Below are 21634 nucleotides of genomic sequence, written 5' to 3' on the forward strand. Positions count from 1 at the left end.
GTAAGCAATTTGATGCCTACCCCGCAAACATAGATAATTTCTTTATTAAATGCTGATGACTTTTATCAATTCTTCAACACTTACTTTGCTTTGTTCACCGCTTTCCATATTCTTAACGGTTACTACATTAGCATTGCGCTCTTCTTCGCCTGTCAACAGTACAAAAGGGATTTCCTTTTTATTGGCGTAGTTCATCTGCTTTTTCATTTTTACCGAGTCGGGAAACAATTCGGCATTGACGCCTGCCTGACGTACTTCTTTAAGGATTCGAAGCGCATACAATTCATCTTCACCGCCAAAGTTAACAAACATAGCACGTGTTTTAGCGCCATCAGCTTTTGGGAACAGTTCCAGCTGGTTCATTACATCATAGATACGATCGGCCCCAAACGAGATACCAACGCCTGATACATCTTTCAATCCGAAAATCCCCGTTAAGTCATCGTAGCGACCACCACCGGTTATACTGCCAATCTTAACATCTTTGGCTTTCACCTCGAAGATAGCACCGGTGTAGTAATTTAGACCTCGGGCCAATGTTAAATCAAGTTCAACCTCTAAGTCCAGGTTTAAGGTGTCGAGGTAGTTCAATACCACTTCCAATTCATCTACTCCTTTCAAACCAACTTCAGATGTTGCCAATACTTCGCGTAGCTTGGCTATTTTATCGCGGTTAGAACCGCTGAGCATGATAATAGGCTGAATGGTATCAATGGCTTCCTGAGACAGGCCTTTAGATGCCAGTTCTTCGTTTACTTTGTCCAAACCAATTTTATCCAGTTTATCGATAGCAACAGTAATGTCAACAATTTTGTCTGACGCATCAATGATTTCGGCAATGCCCGATAATACTTTACGGTTATTAAGCAATAAGGCCACATTGATGTTTAACAAGCGATACACTTCATCAACAATTTGAATCAACTCTACTTCGTTCAATAACGAGTTGCTGCCCACGACATCCACATCGCACTGGAAAAACTCGCGGTAACGCCCTTTTTGTGGACGGTCGGCGCGCCATACCGGCTGAATCTGGTAGCGCTTAAACGGGAAGCTAATCTCGTTTTGGTGCTGCACCACAAAGCGGGCAAAGGGTACTGTTAAATCATAACGTAAGCCTTTTTCGCTAATTTGCGACATCACTTTGTTCGATGCTTTCTCAGCTAATAAATGGTCATCGGCTTTTTTCAGGTAATCGCCCGAATTAAGGATTTTGAATAATAGCTTATCACCTTCTTCACCATATTTGCCAAGCAGGGTGCTCAGGTTTTCCATAGCAGGCGTTTCAATAGGCAGGTAGCCATACTTCTGAAATACTGATTTTACTGTATCGAAAATATAATTACGCTTCACCATTTCAACAGGTGAAAAGTCCCTGGTTCCCTTCGGAATGCTTGGTTTTTGAGCCATATCTGTAATTTGTTTTGCTATTCGTAATAAGTGGGTTTGCTTAAACCGGGGCAAAGATAAGAAAAAGAGTAGAGATGTCAGATGTGAGAGGAGGATGGTGTCCCCTAATAGCAGACTGTTTGACTATGTTTACAATTTGTTTCGGATAAAATGTGTTCTAAGGCCATGTAAAATATGAGCCAATAGCATTGCTATTGAATTTAGTTTCTTAGTTTATTTCAATTAGTTTTGATTCTCTTTCCGACACAAAATTCACTGATTTGATTGTTTTCGGCATAGCAAATATTTTCATTTCATTTGAAACAAATGTTTGATTTCCTTCTTTAAGGATTTTGTAGTTAATCGTTAATTGTCCGTTTTCTTCTTTTGAATTGGTAATAATTACCATTTGTTTTGTAGAACTCGGTTTGGTTATAATAGCTGCATAGTTATTTTTATCAAATTCAACTTCTGAAACTGTATTGTTCATTGTCTTAGCTATTCCAAAATAGTTATCAAATTCATTCTTAGAGGTTATAACGATTGGGTTTACTTCTTCGTTAAGGCTGACATTATTCCTGAGAAAATATCCGTTTAAATAGGTTAGTTTATCCGTGTTGTTACTTTCTTTTGTTTTTGACTGGAAACACGATACTATTGCAGTAATTGTAAAAAGTGCAAATAACGTTTTAGTAATTGTCATAGTATTTTTTCGTTTGGTTTATTTTAAGTAGCCAAAGGTGCACAATACATACCATATAGTCAAGTATTAAGGACTTTCAGGTTATTCGATCTTTTTATTAAATCCAAAACAATTCCTTCTCACTATTTGTCTTTATGATCGACAATAAAAACAACTTTAAAACAAGCAGATATGTCAAATGCAATAACAGTATTAGAAGCCATGGCCAAAGCTGGAAAACCCATGAGAACTGGCGAAATTGCCGAAGCAAGTGGCCTGGAAAAGAAAGAGGTAGAAAAAGCTATGAAGGAATTAAAAGCCGAAGCTAAAATTGTATCGCCCAAACGTTGCTTTTGGGAGCCGGCTAAATAGGATTATGGTAATTTTGAAAATCCGCTAGTGCATACTATTGCCTAGTGGATTTGTTGCATAGAGGTGTTATGAACACTGTTCACAGTGCTTAATGCAGGTCAATAAAATCCTTATCAAATCTTGTTCAGGGCTTAGTTGTAGTTTTTTTCTTATGCGCTTGCGAGCCGCATAAACGCCGTCTGTTGTAATATTTAATTCTCTCGAAATCTGTTTACTGTTGTAGTTTAGTGTCAGGTAATAGCAAATTTTTAGGTCGTTATTGCTCAACATAGGAAAACAACGGCTGAGTTGCCGGGTTGTTTTTACAACGTTGTTTTTAAAGTTCTTAGTTCGTTCAGCTTTCAGCTCGCGTTCAAGCACTGTAATAATTTGCTTCAAGCGTATTTTCTCAATATCTACCTCTTCATTTATTTCTCGAACATGACCAATCAATAGTTTTTTGCCACTAAAATTCTGGTAATGCGTATGTAGTTTGCAGGCAAAGAGTTCGCCATTCATGCGTTTGCACACGTGAGTATGGTAGCCGTCAAAATTGATGTGTTCGGGAGTCATCTCTGCTGGGTAAAGCTTAGCAAAGTCTTCAGGCATTAAATCTTTTAAGTTATACTCTTTAAAGGTTTGAAGTGATGGATATTGATATAGTTCCAATGCTTCCTTATTGCCGGCCACAATTTGTCCATTGAGCTCAGCAACAACGATTGCTTCATTCTTTTTTATATTGTTAATAGGGGTGTCAAGGTATTTCATCGGGCAGTAGTTTGGGTTTGTACAAATCTAACGTAAATTGTGCAGATGTACCACAAACCTACCAATGCTTTTTTTTACAATGCGATTAAATGCCTCTATTTTTGTATCAAGTTAATCCTTTATGGTTTCCCGATTCATACATTCTTACATTGCCCTCTCACATTCCCTTGAGAGGGCAGTTCTTCTTTAGTCTTTTAGGCATCTATCGAGCAGTTGTTTTAAATAAACAGTTGAGTTGGTATGGTTTTCAGAAGGTGCCCATGGTGCAAACTGCTTGTCGTTTAACTCATCGTAGGGCCCATCTTTTACTTCGTAAACGCATGTGTTGTTTTTTAGGGCCACAATGGTATGATAACAATGTGGAGGGATTTCGATTCCATACACCTGTTTGTCTCTGTCGAGAATGGTCGCCTGTTTAATTGTGCCATCATTCTGAAATAGAACAACCAATAAGCGTCCTTGCAGAATAATAAACGCTTCACGTTTATCGGGATTCTGATGTTTATGAGGTTGAACATAACTATATGGTTGAATCATGTTCAGCATACGCTGTAATATGTCGTCATTTGATTGGTGAAAATTATAATTAGCCCTTTTGCGTACTGAATTTGTTGCTTTATCTGCTAATTGGCTTAAAAGTTTATTATCAATAATCATGGTATGTAAAGTTGATTTCTTATTGGTTACTAAAATACAATAGTTCATCAACTATATCACGTTATTAGTCATTAGGCTATTAACTTTTGTGATTGTATTCGTACAAATTATCAAATGCCTTTAGTTGAAATAAAATGGGTAATACAATACTAATAGTTGATGATTCGGAATTAGATTTAAAACTAATTTCAACAGTCATCCGTAATAATGAACCTTTCCGAACTATCATAACGGCTAATAATGGGGAGGAGGCATGCCGGCAAGCTGTGCGTCATCAGCCCGATTTAGTAATTTTAGATTGGGAGATGCCTGATATTGATGGATTGGAGGTGCTTCGGATACTTAAGAAGAATGAGCTAACCAAAGATTTGCCTGTTATATTAATGTCGGGAGTTTCTTTCACCGATAAAATAAAGGAAGCATTTAGCGTAGGTGCAGCTGATTTTATTCCTAAACCCATTCATCCTGAAGAGCTACAGGCACGTGCCGAGGCTGTTCTAACAAACTATGCTAATTTTAAATCGTTAAAAGATCATGCTAACCAATTAACCTTGGCTAACCTAAAGAATGAGCGTATACTGAAATCAATATTGCCCCTGCCTATTCTCATGCAGATTAAGGAGTATGGCTCCATTCCTCCAAAGCGTTACAAAGACTGTGTGGCCATTTTTGTTGATATGGTTGATTTTACAACCAAAACAGGTAAAATGTCACCTGGTGTTTTATTGCGCGAATTACATGAATTATTTACTGGCTTTGATAAAGTGATTGATGAGCATTTCTGCACGCGGATAAAAACTGTGGGGGATGCTTATATTGCTGTGTGTGGCATGTTTTATACGCCCGGTAATATTGAAATTGAAGCGGCTTCAGCAGCCGTTAAAATTCGTGATTATATTATCGAACGTAACAAGAACAGTGAAATTAAGTGGGAGTTAAAGATTGGCTTATATAATGGTGATATCATTGGTAGTTCGGTTAGTCCAAGCAACCTTAACTTCGATATTTTTGGCGAAACGGTTAATATGGCTTCTCGCTTTCAGGCTATGTGTGAACCCATGCAGATCAATGTTTCGGAGAGTTTAAGCAAGCCATTGTCAGAAGCTTATAAATTAGTGACACGAGTTCCTAAAAAGGTAAAAGGCAAGGGGGTGATGCCCATGTATTATATTCACAAACCTCTGAAAGAAATAGAAAAAAAGGAGGCTGTTTTGATTCCAGCCCCCTCGATGCAATAAATTATGAAATAAGGTAGAAGGCAAAAGAATCAAGATGATTCTTACCTTCGCCTAATTTTATTTAATCAGCTTTTTATAGCGAATGCGCTGTGGGGTCGTATCACCCAGACGGCGCTTTTTATTTTCTTCATATTCACTATAGGAGCCTTCGAAGAAATATACTTTAGATTCGCCTTCAAAAGCTAAGATATGTGTTGCCACTCGATCAAGGAACCAACGGTCGTGCGAGATAACGACAGCACATCCGGCAAAGTCTTCCAGACCTTCTTCCAGTGCACGGAGCGTGTTCACGTCAATGTCGTTTGTTGGCTCATCCAAAAGCAATACGTTACCTTCTTCTTTTAGAGCCATGGCCAGGTGCAGTCGGTTGCGCTCACCACCCGAAAGTACTTCGCATTTCTTCTGTTGGTCGTTGCCGGCAAAGTTAAAGCGCGACAGGTAGGCACGGGCATTCACCTCTTTGTTGCCCATTCGAAGTAATTCATCGCCTTGTGATACAACTTCGTAAACTGTTTTGCCCGGAATAATATCATCGTGTGACTGGTCAACATACGAAACTTTAACGGTTTCGCCTACTTCAAAAGTTCCGGCATCGGCTTGTTCAAGTCCCATAATCAAGCGGAATAGGGTTGTTTTACCTGCGCCATTAGGCCCGATAACACCAACAATACCATTCTTTGGTAGCATAAACTCCAGGTTCTCGAACAAGAGTTTTTCATCAAAGGCTTTTGACACGCCATGTGCTTCAATTACCTTATCTCCTAAGCGAGGGCCGTTCGGGATGAAGATTTCCAGTTTTTCCTCTTTCTCTTTTACATCCTCCTTCATCAAGCTGTCGTAGGCATTCAAACGGGCTTTGTTTTTAGCATGACGAGCTTTTGGAGCCATGCGTACCCATTCTAACTCGCGCTCCAGTGTTTTGCGACGTTTCGAAGCTTGTTTTTCTTCGTTAGCCATGCGCTTGGTCTTCTGATCCAACCACGATGAATAGTTGCCTTCCCAAGGAATGCCTTCACCACGGTCTAATTCAAGAATCCAGCCGGCCACATTGTCAAGGAAGTAACGGTCGTGAGTGATGCCAATTACAGTGCCTTTGTACTGTTGCAGGTGTTGTTCCAGCCATTGGACCGATTCAGCATCCAGGTGGTTAGTAGGCTCATCTAATAAAAGGATATCCGGTTCTTGCAATAACAAGCGACAAAGAGCAACGCGACGGCGCTCACCACCAGAAAGTACATTGATTGGCTGGTCTTCAGGCGGACAGCGTAAAGCGTCCATGGCACGATTAAGCTTAGTATCCAGGTTCCAGGCATCGTGCTGGTCAATAAGCTCCTGTAATTTGGCTTGCTCATCCATCACTGCCTGCATCTTATCCGGATCTTCCAATACTTCAGGATCGCCAAACTTCTCGTTGCATGCTTCGTAGGCTTTTAATGTATCAACCACTTCCTGAACGCCTTCTTCCACAACCTGACGCACTGTTTTACTCTCGTCTAATTGAGGTTCCTGCTCCAGGTAGCCCACTGAATAACCGGGAGAAAACACGACATCACCCTGATAGTTCTTTTCTACACCAGCTATAATTTTAAGCAGTGTTGATTTACCTGAACCGTTCAAGCCGATAATGCCAATTTTAGCACCATAGAAGAACGATAGGTAAATATTATTTAGCACTTTCTTTTGCGGGGGGAAAGTCTTACTCACCCCAACCATGCTGAATATTATTTTTTTATCGTCTGACATTTTAATATAATTTTCGTTTGAAGTGCAAAGGTAGGAAATGTTGAGCAGTTGTCTATCTGCTAAAATGTCGAATTTAGGAGTATGTTGCTAGTGTGTAGTGATTTGTTTTTAACCTTATAAGTTGTCAAATAAAAAAAGAGGATATTGACTTTAGTAATAGAATAATTTACATTTATGTTTCATAAATAAAGTGATGAATTAACCTTAACTCTAATATTATGTTGAAACAGCAACTTAAAATGATTTCATTTCTTTGGCTTTTATTGGTGAGTGGATAAATGCCTGCTATAGGTTAAGATAGGTGCAAAGTAGAAACCGAGAAATAAGCTACGTCCATTGAATCGCTGTTAATAGTTCCATAAACCCCTTCAAGCGGATTAATACTAAGTCATACCAATCTATTAGTTCTGTATTCTTTCCTCAATTAAATAATCACAGTATTTAAACCTAAATTCTAATTATTATGAGAACAAAAGTAACCATTACGATTTTGATTTTTATAATGAGTTCAACCAGTTTTTTGCGAACTAACGCATGCACTGGTTTACGATTAATTGCTGAAGATGGCGGAGTGGTCGTAGGCAGAACTCTTGAGTTTGGTCTTGACCCGAATTCTGAAGTTCTTGTCTTTCCTGCCGGTAAAGAAATTACGAGCTCACTTGCTGATAAGTCAAAAGGCATCACTTATACATCAAAGTATGGCATTGTGGGAGCTAATGGCTTTGGTTTCGATATACATGCCGATGGAATAAATGAAGCTGGTCTCTATGTAGGATTGCATTATTTTCCAGGATATGCCAGTTACAATCAGCCCGACCCATCTAAATACGATATTTCAATGGCTGCTGAGGATTATGGAACCTGGTTATTGGCCAATTTTGCATCAATAGAAGAAGTGAAAGCAAACTATGATAAGGTATTTCTGGTTGAAAATCCAATAGAAGTGCTTGGCAATATTAGCTTGCCGGCTCACTTTGTTATACATGATAAATCAGGAGCTTGTGTTGTGGTTGAGCCCTTGAGTGGGAAGTTGGTTATTTACGATAATCCTTTTGGTGTGTTTACCAACTCACCAACTTTTGACTGGCATGTCACCAATCTTAATAACTACATGAATTTATCTGTTGTCAATGTCGAACCATTTGATTTTGCCGGACAAAAACTAAGGGCATTTGGTGAAGGGAGTGGTTTGCGTGGCTTGCCAGGCGACGGCACGCCCCCATCGCGCTTTGTTCGCGCTGCTGTCTATTCGCAATCTGCAGTAAAACAGGCGACGGCATCTTTAACTGTTCCCCAGGTTTTTCACCTAATGAATAATTTTGACATCCCGGTAGGTTCAGTGCGCGAGGTGTTCAAAACTCCAGACGGTACAAAGGTCTTTAATGAAATAACATCATGGACATCAGTAATTGATTTGAAAAATCTGACATATTCTTTTAAAACTTACCAAGGACAGCAGGTGTGCCAGATTGATATTCAAAAAACACTTAAAGCTGCAAAGGCTAAAGTTGGGCGAATATCAATGAATTCTGAATTTGTATTTAAGGACGTAAGTAAAGACTTTAAGAAATAATGTTTTATGATGAAATTTAAGTTCATAAGTTTAATAATTGTTGGTGTAATACTGTCAACTAATGGATGGAGTCAAACATTTACACTTCAGGATATTGTGAATGAAACAGCTCCATTGCCAAAAGTTGTTATATATACAGCCAAAGAGGTTGTGACCCTGAATACTGATATGCCCAAGGCTACAGCCGTTGCTGTTGTAGGAGATAAAATTCTTGCCGTTGGTTCTTTAAAGGAATTAACTGAAGCAGCAGGCGAACAGGCATACACGGTTGATAACACCTTTAAGAGCAAAGTGATTGTGCCGGGTTTAATAGCCCAGCACGATCATCCTTTATTGAGCAGTTTGGCAATGATGTCTGAAATTATAGCAATCGAAGATTGGGTGTTGCCCCAAAAAACAGCATTGGCAGCTAATAACCAGAAAGAGTATTGGCAACTGCTACAAGAAGCAAATAAGCGCTTAAAAATAAAAGATGAATTGCTTTTTACGTGGGGTTATCACCCTGCCTTTCATGGCCCTCTTACCAGGGCTGATCTGGATAAATTAAGTGCAAACCGTCCGATTATAGTGTGGCATCGCTCCTGTCATGAGTTTACGCTTAACACTGTTGCTTTAAATACATTGGGCATTGATAAGGCTTATGTTGATAAGTTTACTTCAACAGCTAAAAAGCAGTCCAACCTGGGCGAAGGTCATTTTTGGGAACAGGGTATGTTTGGAATTGTGCCTAAGATTGTTCCTTACCTTGCTACTCCCGAGAGGTTGAAGGAAGGGTTGGAGCTTACCCAGGAGTTTTATCATACTAATGGAGTAACCCTGGCTTGTGAACCGGGTGGATTGTATTCTTTGAAGCTACAAGAGGCAGAGAATGCTGTGTTATCGAAATCGTCAAGTCCTTTTCGCTTTTATTTTATTCCAGATGGCAAATCTATCTATAGCTTATATCCTGAAAATGTCATTATGGAAACTGAAAAAACGTTGGATTGGTGTCATGATATGACCACCATGCTGCCCGATAAAGTGAAGCTATTTGCCGATGGTGCGATATACTCTTTGGCCATGCAACTGCGTGATCCATTTATTAATGGCAACTATGAAGGGCAATGGATGATGGATCTTGATGTGTTTGCGAAAGCCTTTAAAGTATATTGGGATGCCGGGTATCAAATCCATATTCATGTTAATGGTGATGCTGGCTTAGATATGCTTTTAGATAATTTAGAAGCAAATATGAGAAGAAACCCACGTTACGATCATCGAATGGTAGTAGTTCATTTTGCTGTTTCTGGTAAAGATCAGGTAAAAAGGATTAAAAGGTTAGGTGCTATCGTTAGCGGTAATCCATACTATGTAACGGCTTTGGCTGATATGTATAGCATAAATGGTTTGGGGCCTGAAAGGGCTGATCATATGGTGCGTATGGCAGATGTTGAAAAGGCCGGTATTTCTTTTTCACTGCATTCAGACATGCCGATGGCTCCAGGTCAACCATTGTTTTTAATGGACTGCGGCGTAAATCGTATAACAAAATCGGGTAGAGTTGCGGGTAAAGAGCAAAGAATTAGTCGCGAGGGAGCTCTAAAGGCTGTGACTATTGAAGCTGCGTATTCATTAGGTTTGGAGAAGGAGGTAGGTAGTATTGAAGCCGGTAAATTGGCTAATTTTACCATATTGGCAGATAATCCTATTACTTGTAAAGCTACTCAAATCAAAGATATTCCAGTATGGGGTACGGTGCATGAGGGGCGAATTTTACCAGTAAAAAGAGCTGGTAATGTGACAGGCTCTACAGGGCCAGTATTGAATGAGAACTCATATGCTTTAATGTATGAAATGCAATCGTGTCATAGTCATTGTTCTCACCAGCATCAAGAACACGGAAACAGTAATTGTGTGTGCGCCCTGAATCGTCTTTTTTCTTATGCTTTAGCTGGTGCACTTGAAAATTAAATAACCGAGTGCTGGTATAGCAGGTGAAAATCAAAAAAGACCAAGTTGTTAATTAACTTGGTCTTTTTTGATTTTTATTCTTTCTTGGCGCTGGTCAAATTCAATTATAAATTGAATGAGAGCTTGATGCCTTCGGTAATCATTCCAATTCCAATAATTGCAAGAATTAGACCCATTAGTTTTCCGATGACTGAGATTAAATTATTACCAACTTTGTCCACAATGATTTCACTATACCTAAATGCTAAATAAGTCATATATATAATCAGCCCAAAAATAGCGATGACTATGCCAATGTGTATAAAGCTAGCTTTGGTAACGCTGTTCATTGCCGTCACAATTGTTCCTGGTCCGGCTAAAATAGGAATGGCTAATGGTGATATAGCCAGATTATTTTCATTATTAGCATTTGTATGGTGCATTTTTGACTTTTGTGACATTAACATTTCAAAGCCGACATAAAATATCAATATGCCTCCTGTAATTTTAAATGCAGGAATGGTGATTCCAAACAATTCGAAGATATACTTGCCTGCAATTACAAATGAGAGTACAATAATGAAGGCTGTTAAGGTTGCGGTTCTGGCAATTTTCTTTTTGTCTTCTTTCTTTTCTCCGTCGACTAGTCCTAAGAAAATTGGCGTATTAGCAATTGGATTCATGATGGCGAAAAAGCTCATGAATACCGTTAAAGAATAGGTTAGTAGGTCTTCCATGTGAGTTATGTTAGGGTGTATTCAATTTGTTATGAATGAATTGGTTTGATATCTGTAGTTATATGATATTGTTGTGATTGGGATATATTGTCTTATAATGGAAAGGCATTCTCATGTATATTGAAATTAAAGGAAGTGTGCTAATTGTTAGATACAATTTAATTAAAATTTTAATAGAGGCATTTCCGATGTGAAGTTTTTCCTTTGCAGACTATGTAAAATTTATGCCTAGACACAGAATTTGTTCGTGGTACTGGAGGATGTAGAAATAGCACATGACTAGAAGGTACAAAAAAAGGAGAAACAATAACTGCTTCTCCTTTTAAGTGGGCGATGAGGGAGTCGAACCCCCGACCCCTTGGGTGTAAACCAAGTGCTCTAAACCAACTGAGCTAATCGCCCTGAAATATATGCAGTGTCAATTAAAGTGGGCGATGAGGGAGTCGAACCCCCGACCCCTTGGGTGTAAACCAAGTGCTCTAAACCAACTGAGCTAATCGCCCTGAATATTTCAGGTAATTTCAATAAATTACTTTAATGATTTCGTTTAATCATTTTGGGTGGGCGATGAGGGAGTCGAACCCCCGACCCCTTGGGTGTAAACCAAGTGCTCTAAACCAACTGAGCTAATCGCCCTTGCGTGCTTATCTCTTTCGAAAAGCGATGCAAATGTATAGCTCTTTTTCTTCTCCTCCAAATTTAATTAGTACTTTTCTAATGCATCGGCTACAATAAATGTGCTCCCTCCAATGAAAATCAAGTCGTTGACACCTGCATTTTTTTTCGCATCTTCAATTGCTAGATTTACATTAGTATAGGATTCGCCTGTTAGCGCATAAGTATTAGCCATTATCTTAAGCTCCTCTTCATTTAAACTACGAGGAATAGAGGCTTTGGTAAAATAATATCGGGCTTCCTTTGGCAGGATGTTCAGAACCGCTGCATGGTCTTTGTCGTTCACCATGCCTAAGACAATATGAAGTTGGTCATGCGGCGTATTTTGAATTTGCTCAGCCAGCATTTGCATGCCATCAAGGTTATGACCGGTATCGCATATGATACGTGGGTTGTAGCCAATGTGTTGCCAACGGCCTAATAAACCGGTGTTTTTTACCACATTCTCTAAACCCATATAAATATTTTCAGGAGAGATATTGAATTGTTTACTTCGGAGCTGTTCAATGATGGCCAATGCTGTTACAACATTCTTTTGTTGATAGCTGCCCAGTAAATCCAGTTTCAAATCAGGATATATAAGTTTTTCGCCTTTCATAACCTGGAAGATTTGCTTCTCATCAACCGATAAAGTAGCTGTTGATATAGAAAACTCTGAATCGGCAAAAACGATACTGGAGCCTCTTTCTTGTGCAATAGTTTTAAAAACCGATGCTGTTTCTGATTGTGTTTGGCCAATAACAAGCGGAATATCTTTCTTGATAATGCCTCCTTTTTCACCAGCTATCTGGGCCAGATTAGTTCCAAGAAAAGCGGTGTGGTCCAAACCAATATTCGTAATGGCTGATACTTCAGGTGTAATGATATTGGTGGAATCCAGTCGGCCTCCCATGCCTACTTCAATCACTGCCACATCAACTGCTTCTTGTTTAAAATAATCGAAGGCCATGGCTACCGACATCTCAAAGAAAGAAGGCTGTAACGATTTGATAATTGCACTGTGGTTAGCCACGAAATTCACGACAGCTTGCTCAGTAATCATCTGACCGTTTATTCGGATGCGCTCACGAAAATCTTTCAGGTGAGGCGATGTGTATAGTCCTACTTTTAATCCTGATTCCTGTAAAACTGATGCAAGACAATGTGATACAGAACCTTTCCCATTGGTGCCAGCTATGTGAATGGTTTTATAGGCTTTATGTGGATGGTTGAAGTAGTTGTCTAATTCTAAGGTGGTTGCCAAATCGGCTTTATAGGCCGCTTTGCCTACCCTTTGGTACATGGGTAATTGAGCAAATAAAAAATCCAGTGTTTCTTTGTAGTTCATGATGCAAAATTATGGCATATTCTGATTTTTGAGGCTATTTTTTCTCTATCTTTAAGAGAAACGAAACAAAACCGCTCTATATGGCTAAGAAAATTTTTATTCTTGACACAAACGTTCTTTTACACGACCACAAATGTATATACAACTTCGAGGAAAACGATGTGATTATCCCAATAGTTGTGCTCGAGGAACTCGATAGATTCAAAAAAGGGAATGACTTAATCAACTTTCAGGCGAGGGAATTTGCCCGTGAAATGGATAAAATGGCTGGGGAGAAGGCCTTTAAAGAAGGGATACCTTTGGGCTCCAAAAAAGGAAAGTTATTTGTGGCAACGGGTAAGCCAACGCCCGAGGTAATGAAGGAATCATTTAGCGAAAATACGTCTGATCATCGAATATTAGCAGTCTCACTTCATGTAAAAGCGGAGTTCCCCAGAAGGCAAACGGTGCTTATTACCAAAGATATCAACCTTCGTTTGAAAGCTAAATCTCTTGGCTTAGCTTCTGAAGATTATGAAAACGATAAAGTAAAGGATATTGATATTCTCGACAAAGGAGTTGAGATACATGAAGATTTTGATAAGGCTTTGATTGAAGCATTATACCAGCATCAGGGCATCCCTATTGATGAGTTTCCAATGAAGGATTTGCCGGCCAACCAGTATTTTGTTTTGCGCAATGGCAATCAATCGGTGCTGGCACACAACGATGCTTATTCGGGATTGATTCGTCGCGTTGAAAAGCATGGAGCCTATGGTATTGATCCTCGAAATGCTGAGCAGACTTTTTCATTGAATGCTTTGTTAAATCCCGATATTAAACTGGTTTCTTTATCAGGAAAAGCAGGAACAGGTAAAACCTTACTGGCGTTGGCAGCAGCCTTGCAACAGCACAGGCAGTACAGCCAGATATTGTTGGCTCGTCCCATTGTGCCATTGGCCAATCGCGATTTGGGTTTTTTACCTGGCGATATCAATGAAAAGATTGGACCATATATGCAACCGTTGTTCGATAACCTGGGAGTGATTAAAAGTCGATTTAAGGCAACCAGTAAAGAGGTGAACAATCTGGATGAGATGCTGAAAAATGAGCAGTTAATCATCACGCCTTTGGCGTATATCAGAGGGCGCAGTTTGTCTGATGCTTTCTTTATTGTGGATGAAGCACAAAACCTGACGCCACATGAAGTGAAGACTATCATAACACGAGCTGGTGAAGGTACCAAAATGATTTTTACGGGCGATGTGCAGCAAATTGATTCGCCGTATCTGGATATGCAGTCAAATGGCTTGGCCTACCTGACTGATAAAATGAAGGGACAGGAAATTTTTGCCCATGTTAACCTGGTGAAAGGCGAAAGAAGTTACTTAGCTGAGCTGGCTTCTGATTTGTTGTAATTAACTGTTTAAGCTTTCAAATATTTATAAATATTTAATAGCTATTGGCTGAAGTCTATCAGCTGATAGCTTTTTTTTACCTTTGCACTTTCATTTTTTTTACAACGATGATTGATACTTCGGTTTTTGAAAATAAGAAAGTGGCGTTTCACACCTTTGGATGTAAGCTCAATTTCAGCGAAACATCAACAGTGGCGCGCACCATGGTAGAGGCTGGTTTTGAGAAGGTAGATATTTCTGAACATGCCGATGTGTATTTGTTTAATACGTGCTCGGTAACGGAGCTAGCCGATAAAAAATGCAAGCAGGTTATTCGAAAAGCCATCAAGCAAAATCCAAATGCCTTTATTGTAGTGACTGGATGCTTTGCTCAACTAAAACCAGAAACGGTCTCAAATATTGAAGGGGTAGATTTGGTATTGGGCTCCAACGAAAAATTTGACATCCTTCAATATATGGAGGACTTTAAAAAGGTTGATAGAGCCACGATTCATGCTGGACAAATCGGAAAGAATAAAGAGTTTAAACCATCCTATTCGTTTGGCGATCGCACCCGCTGTTTTTTAAAAGTGCAAGATGGATGTGATTACTTCTGCAGTTACTGTACTATCCCTTTCGCTCGGGGGAGAAGCCGAAGTGACACAATTGCCAATACAATTCAACAGGCCGAAAAAGCAGCCAGTGGAGGTGCTAAAGAAATCATTTTGACGGGTGTTAATATTGGTGATTTCGGTAAGGAATCAGGCGAGTCGTTCTTTGAATTAATCAAAGCGCTTGAAAAAGTGGAAGGTGTTGAACGTTTTCGTATTTCGTCCATCGAGCCTAACTTGCTGACTGACGAAATAATTCAGTTTGTGGCCAAATCAAATAAGTTTATGCCGCATTTTCACATTCCTTTGCAGTCGGGTTCTGATAAAGTGCTTAAGCTGATGAAGCGGAAATATGATACGGCTCTGTTTCGATCGAAGGTTGAACGCATTAAGGAACTTATACCGCATGCTTTTATTGGTGTGGATGTGATTGTTGGTGTTCGGGGTGAGTCGGGCGAAGATTTTAAAACCACACATCAATTCTTGGCCGATTTGGATATCTCACAATTGCATGTGTTTACTTATTCCGAACGACCTAATACACAGGCTTTAAAAATTGATGAGGTGGTGCCTGTTCCGGAACGTAAAGAGCGAAGTAAAATACTGCATGAATTATCAGAAAAGAAAACACGGCATTTTTACAAGCAATATATTGGCCATGAAAACACCGTGTTGTTCGAAGGCGCTGAGCATGATGGCATGATTAATGGCTTCACAGAAAATTACATCAAGGTTGAGGTGCCTTATGAAAGTCATTTGAGCAATACCATTCAGCCTGTCAAGCTGAAGCATTTAGCCCTGGGAAGCTTAAATATGGTCGCAGAATTAATATAAAACACATGGATTATCAATCGTTATGTCAGCAGGTTTGTGATTTGGCAAAAGCCACCGGAGCGTTTATAAAAAACGAACGCAAGCATTCATCTGTCGATGTTGAAGTGAAAGGTAGTAACGATTTTGTTACCCAGGTCGATAAGGCATCGGAACGAAAAATTATTGAAGGCTTGAAAAAGTTGCTGCCCCAAAGTGGTTTTATTGCCGAAGAAGGAACGGATAATAGCAAGGGTGATGTGTATAACTGGATAATTGACCCCATTGATGGGACAACTAATTTTATTCATGGATTATCGCCTTATGCCATTAGTATTGCTCTGCAGGAAAATGACCAATTAGTGCTTGGTGTTGTTTATGAAATTGGTTTGGACGAGTGTTTTTATTCCTATAAAGAAGGAGCTGCGTGTTTGAATGGGGTACAAATTCAAGTGTCAAAAACAAAGACGGTTAAAGATAGTTTGATTGCAACAGGCTTCCCATATTCCAACTATTCGCGTTTAGAGGGGTTTATGAAATCGATTCAGTATTTTATGGAACATTCGCGGGGTTTGCGCCGATTGGGTTCGGCTGCTACTGACCTTGCTTATGTAGCATGTGGTCGTTTCGATTCGTTTTATGAATATAACTTAAAGCCCTGGGATGTAGCGGCTGGTGCTTTTTTGATTCAGCAAGCAGGTGGTGCTGTATGTGATTTTGAAGGTGGTGATAACTATCTGTTTGGAATGGAGATAATTGCCTCAAATAGTGCTACTTTTAATGAGTTTAAAACGATAATAAATGATATAATGTAATATGCAAAAAATTGGCAATTATATATCACTGGGTTTTTTGTGGTTGTTTAGTTTGCAACCATTTTTTATTCTTTATTTATACTCCGATTTGTTATATCACGTTATTCGGCTAATTGGTTATCGTCGAAGCGTTATTAATAAAAATCTGCGCTATTCATTTCCTGATAAATCACAAGCAGAATTAAGAGATATCCGCTTGAAATTCTACCGAAATTTTTGTGATGTGATGGTTGAAACGATTAAAGTTCAATCGATGACGGAAAAGCAGATGCGGCAGCGCGTCAAGTGGAATAATTCTGAAGTTATTGATCGATTTACGCATCAGGGTAAAGATGTGATTGCAGTGATGGGGCATTACTGTAACTGGGAATGGATCCCATCTATCAATTTAAATGTAGATTGCCTTGGCTGTGCCACCTATCGACCATTGAAAAACAAAGAGTTCGACAAGTATATGTTGAAATTGCGTGGAAAATGGGGAACCAAAAACTTTACGATGGCCGATACGATTCGTGAACTTATTAAGCTAAGAAGGCGCAATGTAAGGTATATTATTGGACTAATAGCTGACCAATCGCCGGGAAAGAAAACGTTGAATTACTGGACCAACTTCTTAAATCAGAATACTGCTGTTATACTGGGACCTGAAAAAATTGCTAAGTCTACCAAGTCACCTGTAGTTTACCTGGATATGCAACGTGTTAAGCGCGGTTATTATGAGGTGAATGTAATACCGGTGTCGGATGATCCGCTTAGTACAGAGGAATATGAAATTACAGAAAAGCATTTACGTTTGTTGGAAGATGCGATTAAAAGAAAGCCGGAGAATTGGTTATGGTCGCACAAGCGTTGGAAGTATTCTGAAAACCGTGAAATATCTGAAGTCGAAAGTTAAGTACTGATATGTCAAAAACAGCTGTTGTAATACTTAATTGGAATGGTGAGGCTTTGTTGAAAAAGTTTTTGCCTGTTGTTGTTGAAAATTCGGAATATCCCAATGTGGAGATTATCGTGGCAGATAATGCTTCAACCGATAACAGTGTGGCTTTTGTAGAAAAGAACTTTTCCAAAGTTGGCCTTATTCAACTCGATAAAAATTATGGGTTCGCCGGTGGTTACAATAAGGCGCTTCAGCAAGTTGAAGCTGATTATTATTTATTACTCAATAGTGATGTTGCGCCTGAAGCGGATTGGTTAGGGCCTTTGATTAAGGAAATGGATGCAGAACCGAACTTAGGTGCCTGTATGCCGAAGATTCGAGCCTATAACGAGCCCGATAAATTTGAGTATGCAGGTGCTTCGGGGGGGTATATCGATTTATTTGGTTATCCGTTTTGCCGGGGGCGCATATTGAATAGCATCGAGAGTGATAATGGTCAGTACAACGAGCCCTTACCTGTTTTTTGGGCATCTGGTGCTGCATTAATGATCCGTTCCGAATTGTATTTGAAAGCAGGAGGTCTGGATGAAGCATTTTTTGCCCATATGGAAGAGATTGATTTGTGTTGGCGCATAAAAAATATGGGGCTTGACATCAAGATTCTTCCATCGTCAGAAGTTTTACATGTGGGGGGTGCCACACTAAGCCAGCAAAATGCTAAGAAGACCTTTCTTAACTTCAGAAATAACTTATTGATGCTTGTTAAAAACCTGCCATCGAAACGTTTGTTACCAATCTTGTTTATTAGGATGGTGTTGGATGGAATTGCCGGCCTTCATTTTATTTCAAAAGGGGAATTCAGGCATTTTATGGCTGTTTTAAAGGCGCATTTTAGCTTTTATGCAAAGTTGCCTTATGTTTGTCGTTTGCGTAAGCAGCAAGCGTCATTCAGGGTTAAAAACGCCCACAAAGAGATTTATCCTCAAAGCATTATTTGGGCATTCTATATAAAAGGATTAAGAAGGTTTAGTGAGCTAAAACACTATCATCTCGATTAAAGATGAGGTAACAATTCCTCTAGTTTATTGCTTCGTGAGCCTTTAATCAGGATGCTTTTACTAATTAAGGGCTTGGCTTCCATTTCTTTTATCAAGATGTCGTTATTGAGATAAAAGTCTGCGCCGGATGTGTTTAAGTCTTTAAATTCAGAGCCAATAATGATGACCCTTTCAAACGATAAACTATTGGCTGTATCAAGTAGTTTTTGATGCTCTTTATTGCAGTTGTCGCCCAATTCCTTCATGCTGCCCAATATAACCACTTTGTTTTGAGCATCTATTTCTGAGAAATTCTGTAATGCCACCTGCATGCTTGAAGGATTGGCATTATAAGCATCCATTATAATCTGGTTGTTCTCTGATTTAATAAACTGCGACCGGTTGTTAGTTGGCGTATAATTTTCAATGGCAGCATTGATGTCTTCAATATTCACTTCAAAAAACTGACCAATACAAATGGCAGAAAGGATATTTTCGAGGTTGTAAGCGCCAATTAATTGTGTTTGTAATGAAAAGCTGTTATCGGCTTCCTGATGCCATTTTATCGCAATAAAAGGATTGTTCTTTGTTATCTGACCATAAACAAAACCACAGTCTTTACCGAATTCAACCCGATTGTCAATGTCGGCTGCCATTTGCATTAAGTGCTGGTTGTCGTGGTTTATAAACAACCTTCCATTGTTGTTTTTTAAATATTTGTATAATTCACCTTTGGCTGTTTTAACACCTTCAAAAGAGCCAAAGCCTTCGAGGTGAGCTTTGCCAACATTGGTAATCATTCCATAATCAGGTTCGGCAATCTTACACAACAACTCAATTTCACCAATGTGATTTGCACCCATTTCAACAATGCCTAGCTCAATGGATGTATCCATGCTAAGTAAGGTTAATGGAACGCCAATGTGATTGTTGTAGTTGCCAGCTGTGGCTTTAATTTTGAATTTCTGGCTTGTCACTGCGGCCACCAGCTCTTTTGTAGTTGTTTTTCCATTAGTACCGGTGATGGCAATAATCGGGATGCCTAAATAGCGACGATGATAAAGTGCTAGTTCCTGCAGGCATGAAAGGACATCGTCAACAATAAAAACATTTTTGAGGCCAGTCAGAGTTGTGTCATCTGCCACGGCATATGCAGCACCCTTGTCGAGCACATCTTTAACGTACTTGTTGCCGTCGAAGTTAGCTCCTTTTAAAGCAAAAAAGATAACATCTTTGTTGTTGCTTCGGCTATCGGTTGAAACGCCTTTGCTCGATAAAAAGGCTTTGTGTATGGCAGCTATTTGACTCATGATGGAGTAGGATGAATGATTACTATTCAAAAACAAAAATAAAAAAAGAGGCTAACTTTTAAAGTTAGCCTCTTGATAATATTCTGCTATAAGAATTATTTTTTTCCACTGCTTACCGGACTTCCTACACGTGTCATTGCACAACGGAAACCTAGGTCATCGCGGCTTTCTCTTTCGTCAAGGTAACGGCGAGCACCAGGTGCTAACCAATAGGCACGGTCTCTCCAGCCACCACCTTTATAGACGCGTGAGCGGTCAGATACAAGGCTACCAAGGCTGCTGTTAGGAGCTCCAGAATACATATTGCTTGTATTCGAATCGTTATCGTTCCAGTCAGTACCTGTTACAGCGTTTGATGTAGCATCACCATCGGCATAGTTACGGTTGTCTGATGTTCGGTAGTTTTTACGATTTAAGATGTCCTTATCTTCTTCGCTTCTGTAACGAATGCGTCCAAGGCTGTCTTTTTCAACAATGTATCCTTCCTCGTCAAGAACTTTTTGCTTAAATACGTTACCACGGTATGGGCTGAATTCTTCAACATCTTCGAATGATAATGGGCGATATACATCGGCAACCCACTCATTTACGTTACCGGCCATACAGTATAAACCGTAGTCGTTAGGGTAATACGAGTCAACCGCTACAGTGATGTCACCACCATCGTTCAGGTTACCGGCCATACCCATCATATCACCAGTACCTCTTACGAAGTTGGCCATCATTTTACCACGCTCTTTTTTGTCAGCGTTTCGTGTGATGTGACCATCCCAAGGATAGATACGACGGTTTGTCATGCGCTCGTCGTAAGAGTTACCAATCAAACCAAGAGCAGCATATTCCCACTCAGCTTCAGTTGGGAGGCGATAGCGTGGTAAAAGCATACCATCATCCCATCTTACACGGCGTGTATCGTTATTTGGATTTAAATCTTCCATTGGGTTTTTGCCCTGGATACCTTCGTATTGGCCATATAAATAGGCTTCGGTGTTGAAGTTATTTTCGCCAATCTGGTTAACGTCAAATTCAAGGATGCCTTCGTCAACCAAAATCATCTCGTTAACACGGTCGGTACGCCATTTACAATAATCTTGTGCCTGAACATGGCTAACACCAACTACTGGGTATTCAGCATAAGCTGGGTGACGCAGGTAGTTTTCAACCATTGGCTCGTTATAGGCCATTGGACGACGCCATACCAATGTATCAGGTAAAGCCTTGCGGTAAACTTCAGGATAATCAACATAAACACGTTGAATCCAGAATAAATACTCAAGGTAATCAATGTTTCTTACTTCTGTTTCGTCCATGTAAAACGAAGGAACTGTTACACGACGAGGAGCGTTGTTCCATTCATAAAGAACATCTTGCTCAACACGACCCATAATAAAGGTACCACCTTCAATAAAGGTTAATCCAGGTCCGGTTTCTTGCTCATAACCTGACTTGTATTGAAAGCCACCATTGTCTGGGTTATTATATTCCCAACCTGTAGCAGAAGAAACAGATTTGCTTCCACCGCCTTTACTACATGACGATAAGCCTACTAAGCTAAAAGCCAAAACAGCCAATATAACTGCGGTATTTAATCTCATAGCACTTTGATATTGTATTCTAATTATCAATTATTTACAAACTCGATATTCACGCACGTTAGACGTGTAACTGACTCCATTATACTGCAAAAATATAAAAAGGTTATAGCTAAGCTCCTTTTTCGTTCGTT

General features: G+C 39.6%; 18 protein-coding genes and 3 tRNA genes. 9 read left to right on the forward strand and 12 right to left on the reverse strand.

Annotation, left to right across the window (positions count from 1 at the left end):
• Positions 1–45: 45 nt before the first annotated feature.
• The gene (gene hisS / locus J1N10_RS03310) at positions 46–1410 is read right to left on the reverse strand and encodes a histidine--tRNA ligase (protein ID WP_262325249.1); all 1365 of its coding nucleotides are present in this window, start codon (positions 1408–1410) and stop codon (positions 46–48) included.
• Positions 1411–1618: 208 nt separating this feature from the next.
• Positions 1619–2092 carry a hypothetical protein gene (locus J1N10_RS03315; protein ID WP_262325250.1) on the reverse strand — a complete coding sequence of 158 codons (474 nt, stop codon included), beginning with the start codon at positions 2090–2092 and terminating at the stop codon, positions 1619–1621.
• Positions 2093–2263: 171 nt separating this feature from the next.
• On the opposite strand from J1N10_RS03315, the gene J1N10_RS03320 reads away from it, so the two are divergent.
• Positions 2264–2443, forward strand: a complete 180-nt coding sequence (locus J1N10_RS03320) for a helix-turn-helix domain-containing protein (RefSeq protein WP_262325251.1) — start codon at positions 2264–2266, stop codon at positions 2441–2443.
• A gap of 66 nt (positions 2444–2509) precedes the next feature.
• Here the strand turns inward: J1N10_RS03320 and J1N10_RS03325 are convergent, their stop codons facing one another.
• The gene (locus J1N10_RS03325) at positions 2510–3190 is read right to left on the reverse strand and encodes a helix-turn-helix transcriptional regulator (protein ID WP_262325252.1); all 681 of its coding nucleotides are present in this window, start codon (positions 3188–3190) and stop codon (positions 2510–2512) included.
• Between the two features lie 186 nt (positions 3191–3376).
• Complete coding sequence (locus J1N10_RS03330) at positions 3377–3895, reverse strand: WbuC family cupin fold metalloprotein (protein ID WP_262325253.1); 519 nt, start codon at positions 3893–3895, stop codon at positions 3377–3379.
• A gap of 86 nt (positions 3896–3981) precedes the next feature.
• Between J1N10_RS03330 and J1N10_RS03335 the strand changes: the two genes are divergently transcribed.
• A complete protein-coding gene (locus J1N10_RS03335) occupies positions 3982–5085 on the forward strand; it encodes an adenylate/guanylate cyclase domain-containing protein (protein WP_262325254.1) in 1104 nt (367 codons plus the stop codon).
• 57 nt (positions 5086–5142) lie between these two features.
• Here J1N10_RS03335 and ettA read toward each other — a convergent pair whose 3' ends face one another.
• Positions 5143–6828 carry an energy-dependent translational throttle protein EttA gene (gene ettA, locus J1N10_RS03340; RefSeq protein WP_262325255.1) on the reverse strand — a complete coding sequence of 562 codons (1686 nt, stop codon included), beginning with the start codon at positions 6826–6828 and terminating at the stop codon, positions 5143–5145.
• Between the two features lie 463 nt (positions 6829–7291).
• Between ettA and J1N10_RS03345 the strand changes: the two genes are divergently transcribed.
• Complete coding sequence (locus J1N10_RS03345) at positions 7292–8401, forward strand: choloylglycine hydrolase family protein (protein WP_262325256.1); 1110 nt, start codon at positions 7292–7294, stop codon at positions 8399–8401.
• Positions 8402–8407: 6 nt separating this feature from the next.
• The gene (locus tag J1N10_RS03350) at positions 8408–10351 is read left to right on the forward strand and encodes an amidohydrolase (RefSeq protein ID WP_262325257.1); all 1944 of its coding nucleotides are present in this window, start codon (positions 8408–8410) and stop codon (positions 10349–10351) included.
• Positions 10352–10455: 104 nt separating this feature from the next.
• Here J1N10_RS03350 and J1N10_RS03355 read toward each other — a convergent pair whose 3' ends face one another.
• The 5 genes from J1N10_RS03355 to J1N10_RS03375 all read right to left on the reverse strand — a co-directional run bounded on the left by J1N10_RS03355 (position 10456) and on the right by J1N10_RS03375 (position 13069).
• Entirely contained in the window at positions 10456–11067 is a 612-nt protein-coding gene (locus J1N10_RS03355; RefSeq protein WP_262325258.1) for a MarC family protein, read from the reverse strand.
• 327 nt (positions 11068–11394) lie between these two features.
• A tRNA-Val gene (locus J1N10_RS03360) sits at positions 11395–11469 on the reverse strand.
• 26 nt (positions 11470–11495) lie between these two features.
• Positions 11496–11570: transfer RNA gene (locus tag J1N10_RS03365), tRNA-Val, on the reverse strand.
• Between the two features lie 58 nt (positions 11571–11628).
• Positions 11629–11703 (reverse strand) — tRNA-Val (locus J1N10_RS03370).
• A 67-nt stretch (positions 11704–11770) separates the two neighbouring features.
• Positions 11771–13069, reverse strand: a complete 1299-nt coding sequence (locus J1N10_RS03375; protein ID WP_262325259.1) for a bifunctional folylpolyglutamate synthase/dihydrofolate synthase — start codon at positions 13067–13069, stop codon at positions 11771–11773.
• Between the two features lie 80 nt (positions 13070–13149).
• Here J1N10_RS03375 and J1N10_RS03380 point away from each other — a divergent pair, with 80 nt between their 5' ends.
• The 5 genes from J1N10_RS03380 to J1N10_RS03400 all read left to right on the forward strand — a co-directional run bounded on the left by J1N10_RS03380 (position 13150) and on the right by J1N10_RS03400 (position 18619).
• Positions 13150–14466: a PhoH family protein gene (locus J1N10_RS03380; RefSeq protein WP_262325260.1), complete on the forward strand. Its 1317-nt coding sequence runs from the start codon at positions 13150–13152 to the stop codon at positions 14464–14466.
• 107 nt (positions 14467–14573) lie between these two features.
• Complete coding sequence (gene mtaB, locus J1N10_RS03385) at positions 14574–15890, forward strand: tRNA (N(6)-L-threonylcarbamoyladenosine(37)-C(2))-methylthiotransferase MtaB (protein ID WP_262325261.1); 1317 nt, start codon at positions 14574–14576, stop codon at positions 15888–15890.
• Positions 15891–15895: 5 nt separating this feature from the next.
• On the forward strand, positions 15896–16681 hold the full coding sequence (locus tag J1N10_RS03390; protein WP_262325262.1) for an inositol monophosphatase family protein: 786 nt from the start codon (positions 15896–15898) through the stop codon (positions 16679–16681).
• A 1-nt stretch (position 16682) separates the two neighbouring features.
• Entirely contained in the window at positions 16683–17576 is an 894-nt protein-coding gene (locus J1N10_RS03395) for a lysophospholipid acyltransferase family protein (RefSeq protein ID WP_262325263.1), read from the forward strand.
• Positions 17577–17584: 8 nt separating this feature from the next.
• Positions 17585–18619, forward strand: coding sequence for a glycosyltransferase family 2 protein (locus J1N10_RS03400; protein ID WP_262325264.1), 1035 nt, complete (start codon positions 17585–17587; stop codon positions 18617–18619).
• Here the strand turns inward: J1N10_RS03400 and J1N10_RS03405 are convergent.
• Both J1N10_RS03405 and gldJ read right to left on the reverse strand, forming a co-directional pair.
• Positions 18616–19908, reverse strand: a complete 1293-nt coding sequence (locus J1N10_RS03405; RefSeq protein WP_262325265.1) for a UDP-N-acetylmuramoyl-tripeptide--D-alanyl-D-alanine ligase — start codon at positions 19906–19908, stop codon at positions 18616–18618. The two genes, J1N10_RS03400 and J1N10_RS03405, sit on opposite strands and share 4 nt — an antisense overlap.
• Positions 19909–20003: 95 nt before the next feature.
• On the reverse strand, positions 20004–21503 hold the full coding sequence (gene gldJ, locus J1N10_RS03410; protein ID WP_262325266.1) for a gliding motility lipoprotein GldJ: 1500 nt from the start codon (positions 21501–21503) through the stop codon (positions 20004–20006).
• Positions 21504–21634: the final 131 nt, after the last annotated feature.

Source organism: Carboxylicivirga litoralis, from assembly GCF_025499605.1.
Classification (GTDB): Bacteria; Bacteroidota; Bacteroidia; order Bacteroidales; family Marinilabiliaceae; genus Carboxylicivirga; species Carboxylicivirga litoralis.